At 48.9% G+C, this 25,703-nt stretch carries 19 protein-coding genes; 13 read left to right on the forward strand and 6 right to left on the reverse strand.

What is annotated here, in order from left to right:
• Positions 1-91 precede the first annotated feature (91 nt).
• The 4 genes from hemN to secF all read left to right on the forward strand — a co-directional run bounded on the left by hemN (position 92) and on the right by secF (position 4,892).
• Positions 92-1,453 (forward strand): oxygen-independent coproporphyrinogen III oxidase, encoded by a 1,362-nt coding sequence (gene hemN, locus J3B89_RS19005; RefSeq protein WP_215399210.1) that lies wholly within the window; start codon positions 92-94, stop codon positions 1,451-1,453.
• 114 nt (positions 1,454-1,567) lie between these two features.
• On the forward strand, positions 1,568-1,879 hold the full coding sequence (locus J3B89_RS19010; protein ID WP_215399211.1) for a hypothetical protein: 312 nt from the start codon (positions 1,568-1,570) through the stop codon (positions 1,877-1,879).
• 204 nt (positions 1,880-2,083) lie between these two features.
• Positions 2,084-3,937: a protein translocase subunit SecD gene (gene secD / locus J3B89_RS19015; protein ID WP_215399212.1), complete on the forward strand. Its 1,854-nt coding sequence runs from the start codon at positions 2,084-2,086 to the stop codon at positions 3,935-3,937.
• Between the two features lie 10 nt (positions 3,938-3,947).
• Complete coding sequence (secF, locus tag J3B89_RS19020) at positions 3,948-4,892, forward strand: protein translocase subunit SecF (RefSeq protein ID WP_215399213.1); 945 nt, start codon at positions 3,948-3,950, stop codon at positions 4,890-4,892.
• A 104-nt stretch (positions 4,893-4,996) separates the two neighbouring features.
• Here secF and J3B89_RS19025 read toward each other — a convergent pair whose 3' ends face one another.
• Together J3B89_RS19025 and J3B89_RS19030 are read right to left on the reverse strand one after the other, a co-directional pair.
• Positions 4,997-8,122 carry an efflux RND transporter permease subunit gene (locus J3B89_RS19025; RefSeq protein ID WP_215399214.1) on the reverse strand — a complete coding sequence of 1,042 codons (3,126 nt, stop codon included), beginning with the start codon at positions 8,120-8,122 and terminating at the stop codon, positions 4,997-4,999.
• Between the two features lies 1 nt (position 8,123).
• Entirely contained in the window at positions 8,124-9,176 is a 1,053-nt protein-coding gene (locus J3B89_RS19030) for an efflux RND transporter periplasmic adaptor subunit (protein WP_215399215.1), read from the reverse strand.
• A 203-nt stretch (positions 9,177-9,379) separates the two neighbouring features.
• On the opposite strand from J3B89_RS19030, the gene J3B89_RS19035 reads away from it, so the two are divergent.
• The 4 genes from J3B89_RS19035 to J3B89_RS19050 all read left to right on the forward strand — a co-directional run bounded on the left by J3B89_RS19035 (position 9,380) and on the right by J3B89_RS19050 (position 13,079).
• Complete coding sequence (locus J3B89_RS19035; protein WP_215399216.1) at positions 9,380-10,042, forward strand: DUF2982 domain-containing protein; 663 nt, start codon at positions 9,380-9,382, stop codon at positions 10,040-10,042.
• Positions 10,043-10,101: 59 nt separating this feature from the next.
• Positions 10,102-10,437 carry a hypothetical protein gene (locus tag J3B89_RS19040; protein ID WP_215399217.1) on the forward strand — a complete coding sequence of 112 codons (336 nt, stop codon included), beginning with the start codon at positions 10,102-10,104 and terminating at the stop codon, positions 10,435-10,437.
• Between the two features lie 146 nt (positions 10,438-10,583).
• Entirely contained in the window at positions 10,584-12,203 is a 1,620-nt protein-coding gene (locus J3B89_RS19045) for a flagellar assembly protein A (protein WP_349814237.1), read from the forward strand.
• 180 nt (positions 12,204-12,383) lie between these two features.
• Positions 12,384-13,079 carry a DUF2884 family protein gene (locus tag J3B89_RS19050; protein ID WP_215399219.1) on the forward strand — a complete coding sequence of 232 codons (696 nt, stop codon included), beginning with the start codon at positions 12,384-12,386 and terminating at the stop codon, positions 13,077-13,079.
• A gap of 4 nt (positions 13,080-13,083) precedes the next feature.
• Here J3B89_RS19050 and J3B89_RS19055 read toward each other — a convergent pair whose 3' ends face one another.
• From J3B89_RS19055 to J3B89_RS19070, 4 genes are all read right to left on the reverse strand, one after another.
• Positions 13,084-14,139 (reverse strand): succinylglutamate desuccinylase/aspartoacylase family protein, encoded by a 1,056-nt coding sequence (locus J3B89_RS19055; protein WP_215399220.1) that lies wholly within the window; start codon positions 14,137-14,139, stop codon positions 13,084-13,086.
• Positions 14,139-15,056: a 30S ribosomal protein S6--L-glutamate ligase gene (gene rimK / locus J3B89_RS19060; protein ID WP_215399221.1), complete on the reverse strand. Its 918-nt coding sequence runs from the start codon at positions 15,054-15,056 to the stop codon at positions 14,139-14,141. The genes J3B89_RS19055 and rimK overlap by 1 nt, the downstream gene beginning before the upstream one ends.
• Positions 15,057-15,157: 101 nt before the next feature.
• The gene (locus tag J3B89_RS19065) at positions 15,158-16,507 is read right to left on the reverse strand and encodes a magnesium transporter (protein WP_215399222.1); all 1,350 of its coding nucleotides are present in this window, start codon (positions 16,505-16,507) and stop codon (positions 15,158-15,160) included.
• Positions 16,508-16,533: 26 nt separating this feature from the next.
• Positions 16,534-17,496: a magnesium transporter CorA family protein gene (locus J3B89_RS19070; RefSeq protein WP_215399223.1), complete on the reverse strand. Its 963-nt coding sequence runs from the start codon at positions 17,494-17,496 to the stop codon at positions 16,534-16,536.
• Between the two features lie 190 nt (positions 17,497-17,686).
• On the opposite strand from J3B89_RS19070, the gene J3B89_RS19075 reads away from it, so the two are divergent.
• The 5 genes from J3B89_RS19075 (at position 17,687) to J3B89_RS19095 (ending at position 25,682) form a co-directional block, all read left to right on the forward strand.
• Complete coding sequence (locus J3B89_RS19075) at positions 17,687-19,585, forward strand: cytochrome c/FTR1 family iron permease (protein ID WP_215399224.1); 1,899 nt, start codon at positions 17,687-17,689, stop codon at positions 19,583-19,585.
• Between the two features lie 114 nt (positions 19,586-19,699).
• Complete coding sequence (locus tag J3B89_RS19080; protein ID WP_215399225.1) at positions 19,700-21,940, forward strand: hypothetical protein; 2,241 nt, start codon at positions 19,700-19,702, stop codon at positions 21,938-21,940.
• A 10-nt stretch (positions 21,941-21,950) separates the two neighbouring features.
• On the forward strand, positions 21,951-23,651 hold the full coding sequence (locus J3B89_RS19085) for a toxin-antitoxin system YwqK family antitoxin (protein ID WP_215399226.1): 1,701 nt from the start codon (positions 21,951-21,953) through the stop codon (positions 23,649-23,651).
• A 202-nt stretch (positions 23,652-23,853) separates the two neighbouring features.
• The gene (locus tag J3B89_RS19090; RefSeq protein WP_215399227.1) at positions 23,854-25,176 is read left to right on the forward strand and encodes a SpoIIE family protein phosphatase; all 1,323 of its coding nucleotides are present in this window, start codon (positions 23,854-23,856) and stop codon (positions 25,174-25,176) included.
• A complete protein-coding gene (locus J3B89_RS19095) occupies positions 25,167-25,682 on the forward strand; it encodes an STAS domain-containing protein (protein WP_251372579.1) in 516 nt (171 codons plus the stop codon). Before J3B89_RS19090 ends, J3B89_RS19095 begins: the two co-directional genes overlap by 10 nt.
• Positions 25,683-25,703 lie beyond the last annotated feature (21 nt).

A 25,703-nucleotide genomic window follows, 5' to 3' on the forward strand; every position in this document is an offset into this window, starting at 1 on the left:
TAAACCAAGCCTGAGGCAGATCAATATCAGCTGACACAGCAGGGTTTATCATGGCTATTAGTCAATCGCCAGCAGTGTTAAAGAGGTTAAGATGTTCGGCAGCAACTGGGACCCAAAGTTAATCAGCAAGTATAATATTAATGGCCCGCGTTACACCTCTTACCCCACAGCGCTGGCGTTAAGTACTGATTTTGATAAAACGCTGCTCCCGATTGCAATAGGGCAAGGCCCGGACCAGCTTAGCCTTTATGTCCATATCCCGTTTTGCCATAAGCTGTGTTACTACTGCGGTTGCAATAAGGTGGTAACCCGGCATCAGCATAAAGCCGACAGCTATCTGGATGCGCTGGCAGAGGAGATGGTGTTGTACCGTCCGTTTTTGGCGCAAAAGCAGATTACTCAGCTGCATTTGGGTGGTGGTACGCCAACTTTTTTAACTGAAGTGCAACTTAGTCGTTTAATGGCGCTGCTGCACAGCAACTTTGCGATAGAGCCGGATGCGGAAATCAGCATTGAAATCGACCCGCGCAGTTGCGATGACAGTAAACTGGCGCATTTACGTACGCTGGGCTTTAACCGGGTGAGTTTTGGCGTGCAGGATTTAGATGAAAAAGTACAAATTGCCATTAACCGTGTGCAGGACACCGCACTTATCTGCCATCAGGTGCAGCTTAGCCGCCAACTGGGGTTTAACTCGGTTAATCTTGATCTGGTATATGGTTTGCCCTTCCAGCAGCCAGATAGTTTTGCCTGCACGCTGGATGAAATTATCCGCCTGAACCCAGACCGTATTTCGTTATTCAGCTATGCGCATTTGCCTGAGCGTTTTGCTGCCCAGCGCAAGCTGGACAACGCCAGCCTGCCAGATGCCACGCTTAAACTGCAGCTACAATGCATGGCCATTAAAGCCTTTATGGCGGCCGGTTATCAGTTTATTGGTATGGACCATTTTGCCCGGCCCGATGATGCGCTGGCTAAAGCTCAGCTTGCCGGTAAGCTGCAGCGTAATTTTCAGGGCTATACTACTGCCGGACAAAATGCCCTGATTGGTCTTGGCGTGTCCGCCATCAGCCAGGTAAATGGGGTACTGTGGCAAAATAGTAAAGAACTACCGGCATATTATGCGGCTATTGCTGCCAGCCAGTTGCCGGTTGAACGCGGTTTTAGCTTAAGCGCTGATGACAAACTACGGGCAGCACTTATCAGCCAGTTAATTTGCCACTTTGAGCTGGACATAGAAACATTCAGCCGCCAGTGGTGCTTGCATGGTTTCTGGCAATACTTTGCCCCGGCACTTGAGCGCTTGCAGCCGTTTATGGAAGATGGCCTGGTTGAGGTCTATGCCGGGCGGATACATGTAACCGCAGCAGGGCGCTTGTGGGTGCGCAGTATTTGCGCCTGCTTTGATGCTTATTTAAGCCAGGGCCAGCAGCGTTATTCAAAGGTGATTTAGTGCGCGCGACAGCAAATTTTCTTTTGCCAACGCTTGTACTGTGGTGAATTAGGGCCCATTATGCGCTTACGTAAACCTGCTTAGCAGATTACGTGCCCTGTAAAATGAGGTGTTATGCGCTGGCTGAGTAGTTTTGCCATACTGTTTTATCTAAGCTTATTGTGTACGCCGCAAGAATTTTCTGTGCACGATCCACGCTTATCACCGCTGGCAGATACACAATTTCATGCAGTAAACCCCTCACTGCATCAGCATACGCTGAACACACCCCAAGACAAAGACGATGACCCCCAACCTGTAGTAATACCTGTAAAACGCAGTGTGGTGTTTAGTGCATCTTCTGTTATCCCTGCGGTATTGTCTGTACTGCATTCATCCGTTTTCCTTACTCCGCAACAAGCCAGAGCACCGCCGCTATTCTCCTGAAGTTAGAGCTTAACCCGGCAAACTGATTACATATTTTACGTGCTAGCCGCGCACTTTATTTGTGCTTGCACGGTATTCAGCCGGTTACAAATCACACTTTGCCTTTTCTGTTATTAACCACCGGCGTGGTTGTCGCAAAGTGTTGCACAGTCTTGCAGTTGCCGTATCGCTGGCGGCTGTAAGGAAGAATGTAAGGATAAACTGATGTTAAATAAAAACCCTGCCTGGCGCTATGTGCTGGTGATTAGCATGTTATTGCTGGCACTGGTATATGCACTGCCAAACTTATATCCGGAAGATCCGGCGCTGAATATCAGCGCTACCCGCGGAGGCACTGTTGCAGAGCAAACCCGCTTGCAACTGGAACAAGGCTTCCGCGCTGCCAATATTGTGGCTAAATCGGTGGTGTTGGAAGAAGGCCAAATTCTGGCCCGTTTTAACAGTACCGAAGATCAGCTGCAGGCGCGTGAAATTGCCAACCAGCAGTTGGGGGCAAATTTTATTACCGCACTTAACCTGGCACCGGCCACGCCCGGTTGGTTAACCGCCATTGGTGCTACGCCGATGAACCTGGGCCTGGACTTGCGCGGCGGCGTACACTTTTTGCTGGCGGTAGATATGAAAGCCGCACTGGATAAAAACCTGAACGACATGGTGCAAACTTTCCGCGCCGACTTGCGTGAAGATAAAATCCGCTACCGCAATGTGCAGGCCGACATTGGACGTGGCCAGGTACAGATTACTTTTCGCAGCGCTGAGGATTTGGCTGCTGCCGAAGCAGCGTTAAAACAGCGTGATCGTGAGTTGGTATTTACCACCGGCAGCGACAACCAGACTTTGCTGGTTAGCCTTAGCGAAAACCGCTTAAAAGAGATCCGTGAATATGCGCTGGAACAAAACATTACCATTATCCGTAACCGGGTAAATGAAATTGGCGTGGCCGAGCCGTTAGTACAGCGCCAGGGGGCAGATCGCATCGTGGTGCAATTGCCCGGAGTGCAAGACACAGCGCAGGCGAAAGAAATACTTGGCGCTACAGCATCGCTGGAATTTCGTCTGGTAGACACAGACGGCGATTTAGCTGCCGCGCTTGAAGGCCGGGTGCCGCCAAATTCAGAGTTATATTACAGCCGTGATGGCCGCCCGGTGCTGCTGGAAAAACGCATTATGCTTACCGGCGATCATATTACCGGCGCCAGTTCGGGTTATGACGAATACAGCCGGCCGCAGGTAAATATTAAGCTGGATGCTAAAGGTGGCAGCTTACTTTCAGCCAGTACAAAAGACACGATAGGCCGGCGTATGGCCTCGGTATTTATTGAATATAAGCCCGGCACTGAAATAGGCGCTGACGGCAACCCTGTACTGATTAAACAGCAGGAAGTGATTAACGACGCCACCATTCAGGCACGTTTGGGCCGCGACTTTGTGATTACCGGTATTAACTCGCCGGCAGAAGCACAAAACCTGGCCACCTTACTGCGTGCCGGCGCTTTGATTGCTCCCATTCAGATTATTGAAGAGCGCACCATAGGCCCCAGTTTAGGTAAAGAAAATATCGAGCTTGGCATAACCGCTATTCAGTGGGGCATGGTTGTGGTGCTGTTGTTTATGGCGGTGTATTACAAAGCCTTCGGCATGGTAGCCAATATAGCACTGGTAGCCAATCTGGTCCTGCTGGTTGGGGTTATGTCACTGATCCCCGGTGCAACCCTAACCTTACCGGGTATGGCCGGTATAGTACTAACGGTAGGTATGGCGGTAGATGCCAATGTGCTTATTTTTGAACGTATCCGTGAAGAGTTGTTGGAAGGGCGCTCGGTGCAGCAGGCTATTCATCATGGCTATGACCGTGCTTTTGCCACTATTGCTGACTCTAACATTACCACCTTACTGGTAGCTCTGGTGCTGTTTGGCATTGGCACCGGGCCGGTAAAAGGCTTTGCAGTAACGCTGGCGATAGGCATTTTAACATCTATTTTTACGGCGGTAGTTGGCACCCGGTTATTAGTTAATTTAATTTGGGGTGGCCGCCGCGTGCAGTCACTACCGATATAAGGAGCACACTATGCAGGTATTTAACTTTGCCAAACCGCTGAATTTTATGCGGTTAAAATGGGCAGCGGTGGTGTTATCCACTTTGCTGGTGCTGGGCTCTTTTACTTCTATTGCTATAAATGGCATTAACTGGGGGTTGGATTTTACCGGTGGCACTGTCATTGAAGTTGGTTTTGCCAAACCAGCTGATTTAGTCGCCGTAAGGCAAACACTGACTAATGCCGGGTATGACGATGCCGTGGTACAGCTATTTGGTACCAGCCGCGATGTGTTGATCCGTATTCCGCTACGCCCCGATATTGCCCAGGCAGAGGTGGGCGATACCGTGCTGCAGGCACTGAACAGCCAACAGGCAGATGCGGTAACTATGCGCCGGGTAGAGTTTGTCGGGCCAAGTGTAGGCGAAGAGCTAAAACAAGACGGTGGCCTGGCCATGCTGATGGCACTGCTGGGTATTCTGGCGTATGTTGCCATGCGCTTTGAATGGCGCTTGTCGGTGGGGGCAGTAGCGGCGCTGGCACACGACGTTATTTTAACCCTGGGGTTGTTCTCAGTATTGCAGCTGGAATTTGATTTAACAGTGCTGGCCGCGATACTGGCGCTGATAGGTTACTCGATTAACGATACCATAGTGGTGTTTGACCGTATTCGTGAAAGTTTCCGTAAGTTGCGTGAAACAACAGTAGCTGAAACTATTAACGATGCCATTACCTCCACATTAAACCGCACGGTTATTACCTCTTTAACCACGGTACTGGTATTAGTGGTGTTGTTTTATATGGGCGGCGCGTTAATACACGGTTTTGCTACGGCACTGCTGTTTGGTATTGCGGTAGGTACTTATTCTTCAGTGTATGTTGCCAGTGCGATTGCTGAAATTCTCGGCATCAGCCGTGAAGATATGCTGCCACCGCCACCGGTAGATAAAGAAGGCGAGGGTATTGACGCGCTCTGACAAACAACAGGGCCCGGTAGCTTACCCGTAGCTTAATAGTGTTGTAATAAAAAACGCCCCGGTTATGCGGGGCGTTTTTTAGCGAACACCAGAGCTGACTACTATCAGCTGGGATGCACTTCATCTGCCGCGTGTGCATCTGGAGCTTCTTTTTCCAGTTGTTGTAGCTTATGCTCCAGCCGCTTGGGTGAGCCGGTATTGCGTGCTATAGCAATATACATTACCGGCACTACATAGATTGTCATCAGTGTTGCCAGCGCCACGCCGGAGAAGATCACCATACCTATTACCATCCGGCTTTCTGAACCCGGGCCTGATGCGACTATCAGCGGGATACTGCTCATCGCGGTGGTAAAGGCTGTCATCACAATAGGGCGTAACCGCTGTGCTGCAGCTTGTTGAATGGCAGCAACAAATTCTACACCGGCATCGCGCAACTGGTTGGCAAACTCAACAATCAGAATACCGTTTTTCGCCACCAGGCCAATCAGCATAACCAGGCCAATCTGGCTGTAGATATTCAGTGTCATACCACTAAAATACAGCCCCGATAAGGCGCCAACTAACCCCAGAGGCACCGTGACCATAATAACCAGCGGGTGAATAAAGCTTTCAAACTGCGCGGCCAGCACCAGATAAGTAATAAGCAGGGCCAGAATAAACACCATCAGGGTAGAGCTGCCGCTCTCCTGATACAGCAGCGACTCACCTTTGTAGTCAATACCAACGGTATCCTGTATTTCAGTTTTAACCACGTTTTCCAGGTATTCCAGTGCTTCGCCCAGGCTGTAACCCGGTGCCATACTGGCAGTTAAGGTAATTGCCCGCATGCGGTTATAACGGTTCAGGCTTGACGATGTAGCTTCTTCACGCAGTGTGACCAGGTTATCCAGCGGAATAAGTTCGTTTGAGGTATCCGAGCGCAGATACACATTGCTGATACTGCCCGGCGAGCGGAAATCGTCATCCAGACCTTCAATAATAACGTCATATTCTTTACCGCGATCTAAGAAGGTGGTTACCCGGCGTCCGCCTAACATGGCTTCTAAAGAACGGCCGATAGCACCGACAGAGATACCCAGATCGCCGGCACGTTCGGTGTCAATTTCAACCAGTATTTGCGGTACGGTTTCTTTATAGTCGTGATCCAGCATCAGAATATTAGGGTTTTCTGACGCTTTGCTGATCACAATGTCACGCCAGCGCGCCAGTTCTTCATAGGTATTACCCTGCAACACGAACTGGATTGGCCGGCCACCGCCGCCACCGCCGCCCAGACCGCTGCGCATAAAGGTAAAGGCACGCACATCGGGGATCTCGTTAAGCTTTACACCCACTTCGCCCATTAATTCCTGTGTGCGCCGTTTGCCGTTATGCCAGTTTTCTGTGCCGACTATAGCAATACCGCCACTGTTACCCCAGCCAGGCACCCGTACCAGTAAGCGGTTAAATTCGCCGCCGTGGTAGTAGGGCATAAGTACATCTTCAATCAAACGCATATTGCGGCTGTTGCTGGTGTAGCTGGCGCCTTCAGCCGGGCTCATCATTACAAAAAAGGTACCGCGGTCTTCAACCGGTGCCAGCTCGCTGGGCAGTAGTTTTACCAGCATATAGCTGGCAGAAAAACACAATACAACCACTATAATTACCGGCCAGCGTGTGGCGCACACCACGTCCAGCTGGCGCCGGTAAGCATTTTCCAGTTTATGAAAGGCGCTATGCAGCCACAGCCCCAGTTTGCTTTCGCGTTTCTGATGCGTCAGTAACTTACTACACAGCATGGGGGACAATGTAAGCGCCGTGACACTGGAAAATGCCACTGCGGCAGCTATGGCCAACGCAAACTCGGTAAACAGCTTGCCCAACTGGCCCTGCATAAACACCAGCGGCACAAACACTGAAATAAGCACCAGTGTGGTGGCGATAACCGCAAAACCAACTTCACGAGCACCACGATATGACGCCAGCAGCGGATGTTCGCCTTGCTCAATCCGACGGTAAATGTTTTCCAGCACCACGATAGAGTCATCTACCACCAGGCCTATAGCTAAAACCATAGCCAGCAAGGTTAGTAGGTTGACAGAAAAGTCCAGTGCAAACAACACAGTAACCGCCGCGACCAGCGATACCGGTACTGTAATGGCCGGAATAAAAGTGGCGCGGATATTACCTAAAAACAAAAAGATCACTACGATAACCAAAGCCATTGCTATGGCCAGGGTGTTGTATACTTCTTTAATTGACTCGGCGATAAACAGCGAAGAATCATAACCCGGCTCAATGGTGGTACCTTCGGGCAGGGTGGGTTTAATCCGCTCCATTTCTGCCCGTGCGGCTTTAACAACTTCCAGCGTATTGGCCTTTGACTGTTTAATGATACCTATACCAAGCAGATTTTTACCGTCGCCGCGAAACTCGCTTTCTTCATTTTCTGCAGTTAGCAATACATCGGCAACTTCACCCAACCGCACCAGATAATTATTGGCACCACGTTTTATTACCAGCTTGCGAAAATCTTCCTGTGATTTATAGGTGCGTACTACGCGCACGGTAAAATCACGATCGGTAGATTTTATATTACCGGCAGGCAGCTCTACGTTTTCAGCCCGTAATACGCTTTCAATATCCTGTACGGTTACGCCGCGCGATGCCATGGCATCGCGGTCCAGCCAGATACGCATGGCGTAATCACGTGCACCGCCCAGTTGTAAACGGGCAACGCCGTCAACTACAGAGAAGCGCTCGACAATATAACGATCGGCGTAGTCGGTTAACTCCAGTGAGGTCATGGTTTCACTGTTTAGTACAAACCAGGCGATAGTGTCTTCATCGTCGCTGGCTTTGGACACTTCAGGCGGATCAGCCTGATCTGGCAGGTTGTTCAGCGCACGTGACACCCGGTCACGTACATCGTTGGCAGCAGAATCTATATCGCGTTCAACGGCAAATTCAATAGAAATATTCGAGCGGCCATTACGGCTGACCGAGTTAATATTTTTAATACCTTCAACACCGCTGATGCGATCTTCCAGCAACTGGGTAATTTTAGACTCAACAATTTCGGCAGAGGCGCCAGGGTAGTTAGTGCTGATACTAACAATAGGAGTATCGATATCCGGGTACTCACGCAGTGGCAGCATACTAAAACAGACAATGCCAAATACCAGTAGCAGCAGGTTTATAACAGTAGCAAATACCGGCCTTTTAACCGACAAATCGGACAGCAGCATATCAGCCTCCAACCCGGTTAATGGTAACACCTGAGCGCAGTTTCTGAATGCCCTCAACTACCACTTCGTCGCCTTCCTCTAACCCACTGAGTATTTCAACCCAGCCTGGTACGCGTTGCCCGGTTTTTACCTCAACCTGAGTGACTTTGTTATCAGCACCTACTTTATAAACAAACTGTTTTTGCTGCTGCGGCACCAGCGCTTTTTCTGAAATTTGCATGGCCTGACGGTTATCCAGCTCCAGTTTTACATGCAGTAACATGCCCGGGCGCAGGCGTAAATCTTCATTGGGTAAAGCGCCGTGTACTGTTACAGTGCGGGTTATCGGGTCTAGCCGGGTATCAATCGCACTGACTTTGCCTTTAAAGGTGATATTGCCATAAGCGGCATTGGTGACGGTTAAAGGCATACCTACGCTGATATCAGCCAGATAATGTTCGGCAACACTAAAAGCTACACGTAAGGTATTTAAGTCATCCAGCGTGGTGATCACTGTACCATTGGTAATATAAGCACCAACACTAACCTGGCGCAGGCCCAGATAGCCATCAAAAGGCGCGCGGATAGTCATTTCTGCTAATTGGGCTTTGGCAATATCAAGCTGTGCCAGCGTGGTATTAACACGGGTTTCTTGTTCATCCAGCAGTGATTGTGCGGTGGCCTGAGTGGTGGCCAGATTTTTAAGCCGGTCTAACTGACGTTTTTGATCTTCCAGTATGCCTTCAAGCTCTGTTACGCGCGCACGCTCCTGTACATCATGTAAACGGGCAATCACTTCGCCTTTTTTGATGGCTTTGCCTTCACGGATATTCAGCTCTGTAACAAAGTCACTGGTAGGGGAAATCAACTGAATGGAGTTATTGGAAATACCGGTACCCAGTGAATTAACACTGCGGATCATTGGCTTGGTTTCTACTTTAGCAGTACTTACTGCTACAACAGCGGCGTCGCGGCGGATGTCAGTTTTCTGGCTGGGTATCCAGTACAAATAGCCCACTAATACCAGCAGAGCGATGAGAATCACCCAAATTAATTTTGAATGTAATTTTGCCACGATAACCCCGGATAACAACTTAATAATAATTTCTGCCTTATTGTATGGAAGAAAGCGTTGTTTAGATTTCCTGTTATCGCAGTCGTAGCGGCGTTGGTCGATTCAGCGGGGTATAACTGCGGTTTGATTCAGCAATATCTGCTGAACTAAGCAGCAAAGCCTGTCATATTAGTCATAATATAGCGGCAGCGGAGGTAATGAATATGCAGCTGAATCAAATTCAGGGTGGTGCCAGTCGTGGCGGCGCGGCACTGATGATAGGCAGTAGCACTGTATTGCTGTTACTGTTGCTTAGTATGCTTTGGGTAGAGCAACTTAATGTACTGCATGCGCTGGCATTTGTTATGGCAGCACTTGGGCTGTTTGCCGGTTGGGCTAAATTATCGGAGCCTGCCTACTTTTTGCAGTATGATGAAACAGGCTTACAGTATTTTCACCGCCGCGGCAGTTGGTTTTTGCCCTGGAACAGTTTTTTATACAGCGGTGTACCGCAGCTGGAGCAAAAAAAACTCAGCTATATTGCTTTTAAACTGACCGACTACGACAGTTTTTTACAAAGCTTACCACTGCGGTTGGCTGTGCGTATTATGACAGAGCAACGCGCCTTGTATGTTGAAGCAATACGCCAGGGGTGTGACCGCGGCCAGTGCGCCAGTGAGCTGATGGCGGAGGGCGAAAACTTCAACACAGCGGCTCAGCAATATAACGGCATTAAGGCGGCTTTCGCTCACCGGATGCAACGCCTGGCAAATGCCACCGGCTTTGATATTTTTGTGCCTGTTGAGCTTAGCGAAGCAGATGCGCTTAACCTGTGTAAGCAGATTAATCAGGCGAGGTTACAATGTATCCAGAATACAGTAACCTAGACACTAGGTACTGACTGTATCATAATATTGTCATTACCGGATATTGTGCAGGGCAATGAATGAATACTTACGAAAAAGCATTTTTAGTTAGTGGTCGCAACACATTGATACATAAGAATAAAAAGCTTGACTTGGTTGTAGTGAATGATGATAACGACCCGGTAATAATCGTAACACGCCATGGCGTGAAAGTTTTTACTGAAACGGTACCGGCTAATAAGGCCGATGCAAAAGATCGCTATATGGAAGTGGTAGATATTTCCAGCTCTGACGTTTTTAGCGAGGTGAAAACCTTACTGTTTGTTCAGGCTATTAATAACAAAGAATATAAAATTGATTACAGTAAAGCGGGTACAGAACTGTTTATCCGTATCCATCAGGAAAACTATATCTGATGTATTAGCCACAACTGGGCCCTATATTAACAAAAGGGCTTGTGTTAAGGCCGGTTATTTGCTTCATTAGACTAGCTTTCGTGCAGTAACCTGAAGTGTGAAGCCATATGCAATTTACCGAGCACAATAATAGTATAAAGATAACCGTGCCTGTAACTCTGAATGCGCTGACAGCGCAGGACGTTAACGCCCAGTTACAACAAGCTGGCTACGGCCGTTGCTTTTTGATCCAGGATCAACTTACCAATCTGCTGATCGAATATCAGCAAATTCAGCAAAAAATTAAAGACAAACTGCAAGCCGAAGGTGTGCCATTAACCTATCGTATTGCTGACATGCGCCCGGCTGAGCTTAAGTTTGATATCAGTGAAGATAAAATGTCAGCTGCTGCCATTATCACCTCAGCCTGGGGTGGGGCTCCGGTATCGGCCAATATGCTGGTTAAAGCCGCGCAGGAAGCCGGGGTAGTATTTGGCTTTAGTAAAGAACATATCATCAAGCTGGTGACCCATGCCAGCAAGGCTGAACCCGGCAGTAAAGTTAAACTGGTTATTGCGCGTGGCCGCCAGATAGTGCAGGGAGCTGATTCCCGTTTTGAAGCACTGATCCCCGATATGGAAAGCCGCCGTAATAAACCTGTACTGCAATCTGAAGAAAAGGCCGATTTACGCGACTTTGGTGTTATTCCGTCAATTCGTGCTGCTGAGCCATTAATGCGCCGGCATCCGCCTACTGCCGGAATAGATGGCATGACCGTTACCGGCAATGTACTGCCAGCCACACCCGGCCAGGTTATAGAGTGGAATTTGGGCGAGGGTAGTGAGTTATCGACAGAAGATGCCGATTTACTGTTGGCGGCGCGTGATGGTTTACCACGGGTCATCGAACATGGTGCTACTGTCGATGAAGTATTTACCGTAAAGAATGTTGATTTGGCTACCGGGCATATTATTTTTCGCGGTTCTGTTGTTATTAACGGCGATGTAACTGAGAGTATGAAAGTGATCGCCGGCGGCAATGTATTTGTAAAAGGTTTTGTTGAAGGTAGCCTGATAGAGGCCGGTGGCGATATCAGAATTGGTGGTGCCATTATCGGCCATCAGATAGCCACCGCAGAAAAAGACACTGAGTACAGCACTGAGCTAAAAGCTCAGGGCGATATAGAGTGTAATATTGCCCAGTATGCCCGCTTAAACGCCAGCGGCAATGTTTATGTAAAAAAACAAATAATGCATTGTGCAGTGTCTGCTGCCAAAGTGTATGCCGGCCCTGAAGACAACCCTAATGGTAAGGTGATTGGTGGCTATTATTATCTGGATTATGGCATTCATACCGGCAACCTTGGTGCACCGTCCAGCAGCAATATTTATATTGAACTTAACCGGCTGACCGATCCGATAGTAGAAAAACAAGAAGTACTGCGTGCCAGTATTACAGCAGCGAAAAAAGATATGCTGGAAATTCGTGAACAGTTGGAAAAGTTGAAGAAAATTGAAGGTAATGCTCAGATAGAAGTGCGTCGCCAGGAGTTGCAGGGCGAGTTTGATGAGCACAAAACTGTGGCGTTAGCGTTAATAGAGGATGTTAAAGCACTGGAAGTGCAGCGCAAAGAAAAACTGGGGCAGGCACTTATTGTGGCGCATCAGCAGTTATTTTCTGCAGTTGAAGTGCACTTTGATAAAGACATTATCCGCAGCCGCCGTGAATACGGCCCGTCAAAAATACTGCTGGTAGATGGCAGTGTGTCGATAGAACCATTCTATTAATATGGCATCAGGTTGCATTTTCGACAGTTGGCAACTGCCCTGCGATGCAGGGTAATGTGTTTTTTACAGTGCTGACGTAGGCTTTGTCTGTCATTGTTACCGGGTAAATTATCAGTGAAGCGTTTTTTCTGTATCTTTATGCTGTTGTTTGCGCCGTTGCTCTCTGCCGCTGAGTGCAATATGGCTTTTGCACACGGTATTATTATCTCGCCTGATCAGATCCGTATTATGCAAAACAACCGCACCCATGTGCAGATAAATGCTGATCACCAACTGTTTATCCGCGGTGAGTGGATCACACTGGAAGACGATGACACCTTATTGCTGATGCAGTACAGCCAGGGCTTACGCCGTTTTGTGCCAGAAATTGTTAGTATAGCGGTAGATGGTGTTGAGCTGGGGTTATCCAGCATTGAAGCCATGTTTAGTGGCATTGGCAGCCAGGCGCAGCAGGCCGAGTGGCGTGAGCTGGTGCGGGAAACAACCTTTCAGTGGATGTCGCGCTTTGTGCGAAGCAACGATCATTTCTATCTGGCGCCGCAAAGCCTGAATGAACTGGATTACTTTCTGCATAACGAGTTAAAACCTCAGCTGGATAATCTGGCCCGCCATACGGTTGGTGCGGTCTGGGGAGCACTGCGCGATGCCTTGCGCCACTCAGATAGCAATTTTGAGCGTTCAGATAACCAGGATTGGCAGTCAGTTGGCCAAATGGTAGACAAAATTAATCTGGGGCTGGATGCCAAAGCGGTAGAGCTGGAAGAAAAGTCGGCACTATTTTGTCAGCGTATGCAGGAGCTGGACGAAATTGAAAAACAATTACAACAGCGCCTGCCCGAGCTGAAACGTTACGACGTGGTCTCACAAAAACAGTAGCGGTTTACACCACACCATATTCTTCGCCCAGCACCGGTGGCATGGCGTTATCTACTTCGTCGTTAATGGCATCAAGGGTTTTTTCTGCTTCATCAAGCGAGCTGACTTCAGCCACATGAAACAGTGCTTCACCTTCGTTTACCAGCGGCAGGTTGTTACGGCCAATCACAATACCGTCAAAGCTGGCAGGTACCGCCACTTCAAAATCGGAATAGGGTGAGTAGATATGCGCCAGCACATCGCCGGTTTTTACCGTTTGCCCCAGGCCCACATAATAACGGGCTATGCCGTCATGCTCGGCCCGTACCCAGCTGCTTTTCTTCGAAAATAATGATTTGGTGGTGGGCTTTTTCCGCATCGCTCTGAGCATACCCAAATCAGTCATGACATTTAAAATACCGCGTACGCCGACATTAATCGATTGCTCGTCAAAGCGCAGCGCTTCGCCGGCTTCATAGAGCAAAAGCGGAATGCCCAGATTATTGGCTGTGCCGCGCATAGTACCATCACGGCTGGCGGCTTTAATAATAATGGGGGCATTAAACACTTCGGCCATGCGCAGGGCTATTTTATCTTTGGCGCTGGCGCGTACCTGGGGCAGGTTAGAGCGGTGGATAGCGCCGGTGTGCAGGTCAATAGCATGGGTGCAGTTTTTTAATATTTTGTCGGTAAACTGAAATGCCATCCTGCTGCCAAGTGAGCCTTTTTCGCTACCGGGAAAGCTGCGGTTTAAGTCACGCCGATCGGGTAAATAGCGGGATTGCTGCACAAAGCCGTAGGTGTTTACTATCGGTACTATAATAAGCGTACCTTTAAGCTGGTTTAGTCGTGGCAGCTTTAGCAGACGGCGGCATATTTCCACACCGTTAATTTCATCGCCGTGCAGCGCTGCGGTTACCAGCAATACCGGCCCGTCTTTACGGCCATGGATCACATGGGCACCAATGTTCAGTTCAGTATGGGTATACAGTTTACCAAAAGGGATATCTACTACAGCTCGACTGCCCGGTGGAATATTACTGTTGCCCAGTATAAAAGGTGCTCTGGTGCCATTTTGCATTAGCCGGTTCCTTTGGTGTTAAGTTTGCGCCTGGTTTTGTGGCTGGCCACTTTTTGCTCCAAAAAAGCAATGCTGATATCAGCAATATCTTTGTTGGTTGCCGCTTCAATGCCCTCAAGCCCCGGTGAGCTGTTTACTTCCATCACTACCGGGCCATGATTAGAGCGCAGTAAATCTACACCGGCGACATTTAAACCCATGGTTTTCGCAGCCCGGATAGCTGTGCTGCGCTCTTCTTTACTTAGCCTGATCGCTGAAGCTGTACCGCCGCGGTGCAGGTTTGAACGAAACTCACCGGCTTTAGCCTGACGTTTCATTGCGGCGACGACTTTATTGCCGACAACAAAGCAGCGGATATCCGCGCCATTGGCTTCACGGATATATTCCTGCACCAATATATTCGCATTTAACCCCATAAAGGCTTCTATTACGCTCTCGGCAGCGGTACGGGTTTCAGCCAGCACCACCCCAATGCCCTGGGTACCTTCAAGCAGCTTTATCACCAAAGGGGCACCACCTACCATTTCGATAAGGTCGGGGATATCGCCGGGCTTATCAGCAAAACCGGTTACCGGCAGGCCGATCCCCTGACGTGCTAATAACTGCAGGCTACGCAGTTTGTCACGGGCGCGGCTGATAGCAACTGATTCATTTAAGCTGTATACACCCATCATTTCAAACTGCCTTAGTACAGCGGTGCCATAAAACGTGATAGAGGCACCGATGCGTGGGATAACGGCGTCAAAATCTTCCAGTACCTGGCCTTTATGGTGAATAGAGGAATTGGTACGGTTAACGTTCATATAACAGGTAAGGGGATCAATCACCTGTACCTGATGGCCACGCCTGGTTGCTGCTTCCACCAGGCGTTTGGTGGAATACAGTTCAGCATTGCGCGATAAAATCGCAATTTTCATGCGCTCTCCAATAAGAGGTAAGATCAGCTGCTATTGTAAAAGTGTCTGCGCCCTGAGGCAGCAACAATACAGTTGTCAGCGATAAATAATCAGCTTGCTTTTTATGTCAGCAGCAGTAATGAGCCTAAACCCAGGAACACAAAAAAACCGGTCATGTCGGTAATGGCCGTTAGTACAACTGAACCTGCTAAAGCCGGGTCAATATTTACCTTTTTCATCCAGATTGGAATGATAACACCGGCAAATGCCGACACGATGATATTAATAATGACGGCAAGCCCGATAACAATACAAATAATCCAGTTGTCGAACCAGACATAAGTTAGCACCGCAATGACCATACCCCACAGCAAGCCGTTAAGCGCAGCTACACCTAAGGCTTTACGCAATAACGTCATATGGGTTTGCGGGGTAATTTGTTCCAGCGCCAGGCCGCGGATTATCAGGGTGAGTGTCTGGCTGCCGGCAATGCCTCCCATGCTGGCCACTATTGGCATCAGTACGGCTAAAGCCACGACCTCTGCCAATGTAGCCTCAAATAGCCCTATGGTATTGGCTGCCAGAAAAGCGGTAATAAGGTTGACACCCAACCACAACGCGCGACGCTTGGCGCTGTATAATACCGGCGCGAATAAGTCTTCTTCCTCGTCCAGACCTGCGGTGTGCATAAACTGGCTTTCCAGACTGCGGCGCACGTTTTCCAGCGCTTCACCAATAGATAAACGGCCAAGCAATTTGCCTTCGTCGTCGATAACCGCCAGGGCGGTATAGCCGGAGCGCGACACGATATCCGAGCCCTGATCCAGCTCCATTTCACCTTCAACCACAGGAGCTTCGTTATCAATCACGGTTTCAATCGGTAAATGGCTGGCAAGGCCGAGTAATTGTGTGGCATGCACCAGCCCGGCATAGCGGCCGGTGCGGTCTACCACAAACAGGGCATCATGGTACTCTGCATCTTCTGCCAACTGGCGAAACAGCCGGATAGCATCACGTACTTTGGCATTTTTATTGATGATCAGCATATCGTGATCAGCATAACGGCCACACTGATCTTCATCATATGCCAGTGCAGTGTCCAGCCAGCGACGCTGGCTTTCATCAAGACGTGAGCAGGCGTAGTCATAAATCCGCTGCGGCAACTCATCAAGCAGTTCAATCAGATCGTCAACTTCCATGCCTTCAACCAGGCTACGTAGCTGCGCTTCGTCTAATTGCTTAAATATATTGTCGCGGGCGTCTACCCGCATATAGGTCAGTGCTGCTATCTGGTCATCCGGGTGCAGGCTTAGCCAGGTACTTACCCGTTGCTCTACCGGCATAGCCTCCAGTGCAATAGCAATTTCTTCCGGCTCCAGCTGGCTTAGCTTTCCGGTCAGGTGTTCTGCTTCGTCTTCGTTAAAGCTGTCCCGTACAATTTCTTCAATATCCAGCGGTTGGTTTTCAGCCATTTACAACTCCCTAGCCTGTGGTGGCATTACCACCAGCCGCGTATTTTAAACCATGTCAGCCCGGCTATGCCGCCTGTCACCATAGCAATTAATACAATAAAATAGCCATTGTTCATTTGTAGCTCTGGCATATTGATAAAGTTCATGCCGTATATACCTGCAATAAATGTCAGTGGTATGAAAATGGTACTTACCATAGTCAGTACTTTCATCCGTTCGTTTATCTGGTGCGAGGTGGTAGACATATAACTATGCACCAGATCGCTAAGCTGATCGTAGTACATGTCAGTCATACTGTGCAGCCGTTCAAATTTCTCATAAAAGTCGCGGATTTCAGTGTTGTTAAAATGACGCAACAGCGCGCTTTGCTCTTCATACAAAGCGTCAGAAAAAATATCTTTCTGATAGGCCAGGTTGCGGTTTATTTTTCGTAGCACCGAACGGTAGCGCATAATCAGGGCCATTTTCTCGTCGTTGCCGCTGTGCAGCATAACATCTTCCAGCTCACTCTGTTCGTCTTCAAAGTTTATTAGTTTTTCCAGGTAACTACCTGATACTGCAAAAATTAACTGTTTTATCCACTCGGCAACATTATGGTTTTTCCCGGCTGTCAGCTGAGGCTCTAATTGCTTTAACAGCACAGGGTTATGGCATTGTATTTTACTGATTAACACTTGTTTGGAATACAACAGATTAACCTGGGCACTGCTGTTGTATTCACTAAAGTCAGCATCGGCATAACCGCGCATAATTAGTAGGGTAAAGTCGGTTTGTGCTTCCATCTTCGGCGGATGACGCTCGCGGCTGAAATCTTCAGCCAGGGTCGGGCTTATGGCAAAATGTTGCAGAACTTGCAACTGCTCTTCCTGGCTGGCGTTATTCAGATTTATCCATAAGCTGGCATCAGCCGGTAAATAGCCTGGCAACCGGGCTAAAGTGGTTTCACGCCAGTTGTTGGTTTCCGGCTCAAAATAGCTAAGTAAAATCATATAGTTTCTCCGGCAATGGTGCTTATGCTACAGCATACTCATAAAAGCCGGTTGCGGGCAAATGCAGCAGAGCTGGCAAGGCTAATCGGCAAGAAGCGTGTTTCTTAAGGCGGTTAACCAATATTGGTGCAACAGTTGCCAATAAAACGAGTATAATGCGAATCATTCCTTTTAAGTTTTGAGCTGTACCATGAAAAAGCTGCTGTTGTTGTGTTTATTCCTCGTTACCTTACCTGGCCAGGCGTCTGACAAACTTATCCAGTTAATTGAATATATCGGTGCCGATTATAAAGAAGCTGTGCAACATGGCCAGGTGGTAAATGCCGCCGAATTTGCTGAGATGCAGGAATTTGCCAGCCTGATCCCGGCGCATTTACCAGCCGGGCAAACCGAATTACAGCAGCAGGCGGCGTTGCTGCAACAACTGGTAGCCAACCATGCCGATGAAGCTGAAATTCAGCAATTAACAGCTGCTATGCGTAAAATGGTTATTGCCAGCATGCCTGCTATTACACTGCCACTACAAGCACCGGATCACCAGCGTGGCAAAGCTTTGTATCAGCAAAATTGTGCTGCTTGTCATGGTGATACCGGCCACGGAGATGGCCCGGCAGGCACAGCTCTTGACCCGGCACCAACCGACTTTTATGACACTGAGCGCTATAACGCCCGCAGTTTATTTGGCCTGTTTAATACCATTAGCCTGGGCGTTGCCGATACCGGTATGGTGGCTTTTGCACATCTGGATGAGCAAAGCCGCTGGGATCTGGCGTTTTACGTTGGTGCTCTTGCCAGCGAAGATCAGATAGGTGCCAGCAGGGCTTTGCCGGATGCCGGTGAAGGCAAAGTGGCTAAAGCAGTGCCGTCGGTACTGATTAGTAAAACCGCCATCACAAATTTAATTACGGCTACCCCACATGATGTGACACAACAGTATGCCGAGCATGGCGCAGCGCTAATGGCTTTGTTTCGCCAGCAGCCAGAGCAGTTTTTTAATGCTGCCCAGGCCTCACCATTACATACTGCACACGGCAAGCTGGATTTAATTATGCCGCTGGTGCAGCAACAGCACTATGCCCAGGCGTACGATCTGGCGGTATCGGCATATCTGGATGGCTTCGAGCTGGCAGAAAACAATCTGGCGGCGGTAGACAGTGCGTTAAAAGATCACATTGAACAGCGTATGTTGCAGCTGCGCCAGTTAATTAAACAGCAAGCTGCCACTGCAGTATTACAGGCAGAGATCAGCGAAATACAGCAGTTACTGCAACAGGCGCAGCAGGTTTTAGATGAAACCGAGCTGGCACCCTTTAATGTATTTTTGCTGGCGTTACTGATTTTACTGCGTGAAGGGCTGGAAGCCCTGCTGGTTGTAGCAGCGATATACAGCGTAGCGGTAAAAACACAACAGCCGCGCTTAAAGCGTTCAGTGCATTACGGCTGGGTGGCCGCACTGGCACTGGGCGCCGTTACCTGGGTAGTTGCCAGCTTTGTTATTACCATATCGGGTGCTTCGCGAGAGCTGACTGAAGGTTATACCGCTTTAACCGCAGCGGCTATTTTGTTTTATATGGGTTTTTGGATGCACAGCAAAACATCCGCCGCGCAGTGGCAGCAATTTATTGGCCAGCAGGTAAATAAAGCGCTGAAATCCGGTGCTTATTTTGGTCTTGGGCTGGTAGTGTTTTTAGCGGTTTACCGTGAAGTATTTGAAACCATCTTATTTTATCAGTCATTGTGGCTGCAGGGCGGGGCGGTGCACCAGTCCAGCTTTATCGCCGGTATAGTAGCGGCGTTACTGACATTGCTGATATTGGGTGTTGCCATGTTTAAATTTGCCCTGAAACTACCATTAAAAACCTTTTTTGGCAGTACCGCAGTACTAATGATAGTGCTGGCGGTGGTAATGGCAGGAAAAGGCGTTGTGGCGTTACAAGAGGCCGGTTCTATGCCAATAACTCCGCTGCAGCTGCCAACGGTAAGCTGGTTAGGTGTTTACCCGACAGTGCAGGGCTTAGCTGCCCAATTATTACTATTGTGTGCGGCTGCTGTATTGGTGGTATACCAGCGACGTAAGGGTAAAATGTAAGCGTTTAGTTACGAAATTTGCAAGACGCAGTGCCTAACCAGATAAAGCATTTTATTTACAGGGCTTTAACGGTTAAACTGCGTCGTTTTATTTTAGTAACGTAATAGGAATGCCATGAAGTACCTCTGTTGTGTCCTCGCTTGTTTTGTTTTATCCGCCTGTTCTTTTTTTGATACTGATGTTGAGTTTAAGCCCGAGCGGGGCGAGGAGCGCAGTTATCAGGTATACACCACCACCAGTATCAAAGCCGATAACGGCCGGCGAACTGAAACACTTAAAGCTACATCACATCAGTTAATTCGCTACAAAGTCACTGATACCGGTGCCGACAGCCGCTTTGAAGTGCATATTGATTATATGCAAATGCGCGATGGCCAGGGTGGCGGTGTCAGCAGTGCCGACAGTGCTGAGCGTAACCCTGAGATGCATGCGCTTCTTTCCCAGGGATTTGAGTTTACCGCTAACTTACGCAGCGGCAGCGTAACAGATTACAGTGCGTTAAATAAACCACTGTGGCAGGCGTTGCTGGCTGATCGCGGTGCAGAGCTGGAGCAGGAAATGAAAAAGCTGTTCGGCTCAGCCACCTTTATCAACAAAATACCGGCAACAGTGGGCGCTACCGTGCAGTTGCCTGCTTATCAAGGTCAGGCAGACGTTAGGTTGACGGTACTTAAGGTTACGGACACTCATGTACTGGCTAAAGTAGAAAGTGAGCAGGATGACGGTAAATTTTATGGCCAGATGCTGCTGGAACGTGAGCGTGGCTGGTTAGTGCGCCTGACACTGATAGTTGAAGCGCCGTTTGAGCGCTATGGCTACAGTGGCACTATGCGCAGCAACATCATGATGTTTGAGCAACAGCCACAATTAGGTGATTTGAGCCAGCGCTTTAATTATGACCGCGATTTTCCTGCCTTTGAGTATGAAGCGCAACCTGACTTTGCCGTGGATGACGCCAATATTGCCCTGACACAAGAGCAAGTATTTCCTTTTGATGGTGGCTACTTTCAGCAGCAGGATCACCAGTTACATCTGGTGTATCAGCATGATTTCTCTGAGATGATGCCGACCGGCGAATTTCAGTTAACTAATATCACCGCCAGCAATGCTCAGGGTGAAACTCTGCCGCTGCAACTGGAAGAAAGCGGCAGCTACAGCTATCCGGATCAGAATGGTTTGTATAAGTCGGTGCGGCAAAACCTGTTGGTTGGCTGGAATGCTCCGGCAGAGATACTGCAGCAGGTAGCCCAGTTCAGCGCCACGGCCCAGTATACGCCAGGCAAAATAGTTACGCTTAGCCTGACGCCTGATCCGGCTAAAACGGTAACGGCGCAATATGAAGATTTACAACTGGAGTTAGCTCCGGTAGCAGGCGAACCGCTTACTTACCGCTTAACCAGCCGCGGTAGTGATAAGCAGTGGTTACTGCGCCGCTACGATGGTGCAGAAGGCGCTACAGTGCAATATCTGCAGCCACATAGCGAAGCACCCGATTGGCTAAGCGATCAAGAGCAAACTATGGTGGCGCTGGCAGCATCACAGCAGTATGAAAACCGGGTACAGTTTACTTTTACACAATTACCCGCCAGCCTGACATTCTATGTTAATGCTGTGTCTGACAGCACAGTGTTTAGTAAAGACCTTATCTTTATGCCGGCAGAGCAATACGGGCAAAAAGCGGTTTATCCGCCAGCGCATGAGGAGTTGTTATATCTGGAGGACATGTACGATGGCCTGTATGACAACTTTGCTGAATTTGCACCGCAGCAAGCCGATCCTGCCTTGCTTGAACTGCAAATGGTCAATAACTACGGCGTAAGCCTGCAGCTTACGGCAGAACAGGCTGCAGTTTGCACCTTAAGTATTACACAAGCACCTGAAGTTAATGGCCATAAATTGCAGTGGACTCAGGTTAAAACCAGTAACAACCTAAGCGGTGCGCCGGATAAACACATCCGCTATATGTTAAGTACAGCAGATGGTATCCGGCGTAACTTTTATGGCATCAAGGTAAGCAGCAACTTAACCTGCGCCGGTACACCGCAGTGGCAAACGGTAGCCTACCAGCCGGAGCAAAACTGGCTTATAGATATCAGCCAGCTGCCAGATGTTGATACTACGCTAAGCGTTAGTCAGTTTATGCAACGCTATCGTTTTTTAAATGCCAGAGAGCAGGCGTTAGCGCCATTAATCGCAGCTGACAGCCCTGATTTTTACCAGCAACCGCTGCAACAGGTATTGCAGGATGGCCGCTGGTTTGCCCTGGCGGGCCGTAGCCTGACTATTGAACAACTGATAACAACCGGTGAGCCGGTTAATAAGCAGTGGCATACGCAATTTCCGGCTTTACCTTAAGGAGCGCACTATGAAAAGTTTATTAGTCTTATGCGCACTGTTGTTATCGTTTAACCTGGCAGCAGAGCGTATTTTGTTGGATCAACAATGGCAACCCAGCGATGAGCCCGGCGAAGCCATGTATTACATTAACCAGGCACCGCAGCAGCAAAACGGCGTTTGGCCATTAGAGTTATTTCATCTTTCGACCAACAAACCTTTTTTTAAAGGCAGCTTAAACGGGCCGGATTTAGCCGGGCATTATCCGGTTGGTGATTTTGAGTTTTTCTACGAAAACGGCCAGTTATCGCGCTCAGGCAGCAGTACCGCCGGTGGCAGTTATCACGGCACTCACCGGCACTATTGGGAAGATGGCACCATACAGGGCGAATATCAGTATCAAAATGGCCAGTTGCATGGTGAACAGAAAACCTATCATAAAAATGGCCAGCTACACCGCCATGAGCAACGTGTTAATAACGAAAATCTGGGGCTGGCGCAGAGCTTTCATGCTAACGGCCAGTTGGCATCGAAGGTAACTTACGGCGAAAACGGTATGGAAGGCTTGTTTGAAGCTTTTTATGATAACGGTAAGCCGGAACAAAGAGTTAATAAAGTGGCTGGTGAAAATCAGGGCGAACGGCTGTACTGGAGTAAAGAGGGCTGGCTGGTTTATCAGCAACACTATCTTAACGGTAAACTGCACGGTGAAGAGCGCTATTATCAGGCTGACGGCATATTAGGTTCTGTAAAAAACTATCAGCATGGCATTCTGGTAGGGCTGCAGCAACAGTTCGGCAGGTTGGGGGAGCTAACGCAGCAGCAAAACTATGATGCTGACGGCCGGGAAATCCAGCGCATTGACTATCATAAAAACGGCAATATCAGTACGCAAACCGATACACAGTATCTGGCAGAAGGCTATGTGAGTACTGAACAACGTTTTACCGACGATGCCAGGCTAAGTTATAAGTATCAGCAAAATACTGCCAAGAACTGGAGTTTACGCGAAAGCTATAACGCTGATGGTGAGCTAACCACACGCGAAGAGAAGCTTGGTGATCAGTATCAGGGGCTGTACTTAGGGTCGGCCTGGAATGGTGATACAAAACGGGTAAGCTATGTTAACGGCAAAATGCATGGCGACTATCGTGAAGAGTCGGAAGATGGCAGTAGCTTTGTGCGTGGCAAATATCAGCACGGCGTAAAAGTAGGGCAGTGGATAACCCAAACCCGGGATGTGACACTGACTGAGCAGTTTAACCAGCAAGGCCAGCTGTCAGGCGAAAGAACAGAAATAACCGCCAATGGTTTAGTACTGTGGCAGGAGTTTTATAAAAACGACAAATTGCACGGTGACTATTTACGCCACAGCTTTGATGGCCAGATACAGGCCAAAGGCCGTTATGTTAATGGCGAACGAGAAGGTGCCTGGCAGTTGCAGGACGAAAACAACTACCGGGAACTTAAATTGTGGCACGGCAACTATAAAGCCGGGCGTGAAGTAGGTAAGTGGCAGGCATTTTCTGCCAATGGCCACCTGCTGGGGCTGATGCAGTATGATCAGCAAGGCAGGATACAAGGCAAAGTTTACAGTTTTAACGAAGATGGCAGTTTGAACAGCATCGACGAGTATCTTGACAACCAGCGTCATGGCCGTTGGGTGTATTACGTAAATGGTGAACCTGCGTCGGTGCAGGTGTTTGAACAGGGTAGGTTCATCAGCGATTAAAAGTACAAAGGCAATGTTATTCCCCAATGGGGTATTTGGGTCTTGCAGACGATATCAACCAGATCAATAAGCAAGCCATCTATTGCATTGCCGTTAATATGTCTATCTGTACCTTACGTTGGGCATCTTAACCGACAGGCAGCTATAGTTATGCTATTTAGCTGATACCAGCGTGCGCTGACTGTATGTGAAGGAAAGCTCTATGCCGCAGGACTTTGATGGCCGGTACAATTCTGCAGCCGATGAAAATGTACTGGTGTTTGCTGCTGATACTGAAGTTACTGACGAGCAATATGACAGTTGGACAGTGCTGATTGTTGATGATGATGTTGAGATACATCAGATCACCCGGCTGGCACTGCGTGATTTTAATTTTCAACAGCACAAGCTTAACTTTATCAGTGCTTACAGCGCCGCTGAGGCAAGGGATATTTTGACGGCAAAGCATGATATTGCGCTGATCCTGCTGGATGTGGTGATGGAAACCGATGACGCTGGCCTGACGTTAGTGCGCTATATTCGCGAAACGTTACACAACCATCTGGTACGGATTATTTTACGCACCGGCCAGCCTGGGCAGGCACCCGAGCAGCGCGTGGTGCAGGATTATGATATTAACGATTATCGCGCTAAAACTGAGCTGACAGTGCAGCGGCTTAACACGTCGGTCGTGTCGGCACTGCGCTCTTATATTGCGATTGCACAATTAGCACAGTTAAACACCAGCCTGGAGCAACAGGTGCAGGCCAGAACGGCAGAGCTACAACAAAGTAATCAACAGTTGCAGCAAACCCTGACTGAACTGGAGGCCGGGGAGCGTGCTGGCAAGCAGGTGCAGTTTAAAATGTTGCCACCAGCGGATTTCTGTGTGGCACAGTTTCAGTTTAACCATGCCTTGTATCCGTCCGAATTTATGAGCGGTGACTTTGTTGATTACTTTGCTGCCGACGAACACAAAGTGGTGTTTTATATCGCCGATGTGTCAGGCCATGGCGTGGCATCGGCCTTTGTTACGGTGTACTTAAAACGTTTTATCAGCGCCAACCTCGAACGTTACCGGTGCGACAGTTCGGCGATACTGACCGATCCGGCCGCGCTGCTGGCGGCACTGAATACCGAATTACTGCTGGAGAAAATCGGTAAGTATATTGCGCTGTTCTATGCGGTGCTGGATACCCGTAGCGGTGAAGTAACTTACGCCAATGCCGGCGCTTTTCCCTGGCCCTTGCTGCTGCAGGGACAAGAGGGCGGCTATCTGACATTAAAAAGCACCCCGGTGGGGATGTTTGATTTTTCCCTCTACGCCAATCAATGCCTGCAACTGCAGCAGGGCTGCCGTTTGTTGCTGTTTTCAGATGGTATTTTAGACTTGCTGCCACAGCAGACAACGGAGCAAAAGTTGCAGTATTTACAGCAAAGCAGTTTGCAGCAGCGCGATATTGCCGCTTTGTTGCAGGCGTTGGCAATTGACCCTGATCAGCCATTGCCGGATGATTTAACTATACTGACATTAGCATGGCATTAGCTGAGGCGACTATGGCAGAGCAAGAACAGATTTTGTTCGCCTGTATTGATAACTGCTGTTATTTCAAACTTAGCGGTGAGCTGCGTTACACCAATGCAACCGGTATGGACGATCTTATTGAGCGGCTGTTCCGCCAGCAAATGGGTTGTAACCGGGTGGTAGTCGATTTAAACGAAGCCAGCTTTATGGACAGCACCTATGTTGGTTTGTTAGCCAGCCTGGCTCGGTATTGTCAGCAGCAACAGTTACCGCGGCCTACCTTGTTTTCTACCCATACAGAAGTCAATGAACTGCTGTTTAGTCTGTGCCTGGATCAGGCGTTTGATATAGTGCAGCAACCCACTCATCAGAACGTGAATATGGCAGGCGTGAGCGCACAACACTACAGTGAGCAGCAACAGGGCCAGATGATCCTGCGTGCGCATGAAGCTCTGATTGCACTGAACGACAGCAATAAATCGCAATTTCAGCCGGTGGTCGATTTACTAAAACAACAGTTAAAATGAGCCAGCAAGCAGTCTGCCGCC

Source organism: Rheinheimera oceanensis, from assembly GCF_018831085.1.
Taxonomy (GTDB): domain Bacteria; phylum Pseudomonadota; class Gammaproteobacteria; order Enterobacterales; family Alteromonadaceae; genus Alishewanella; species Alishewanella oceanensis.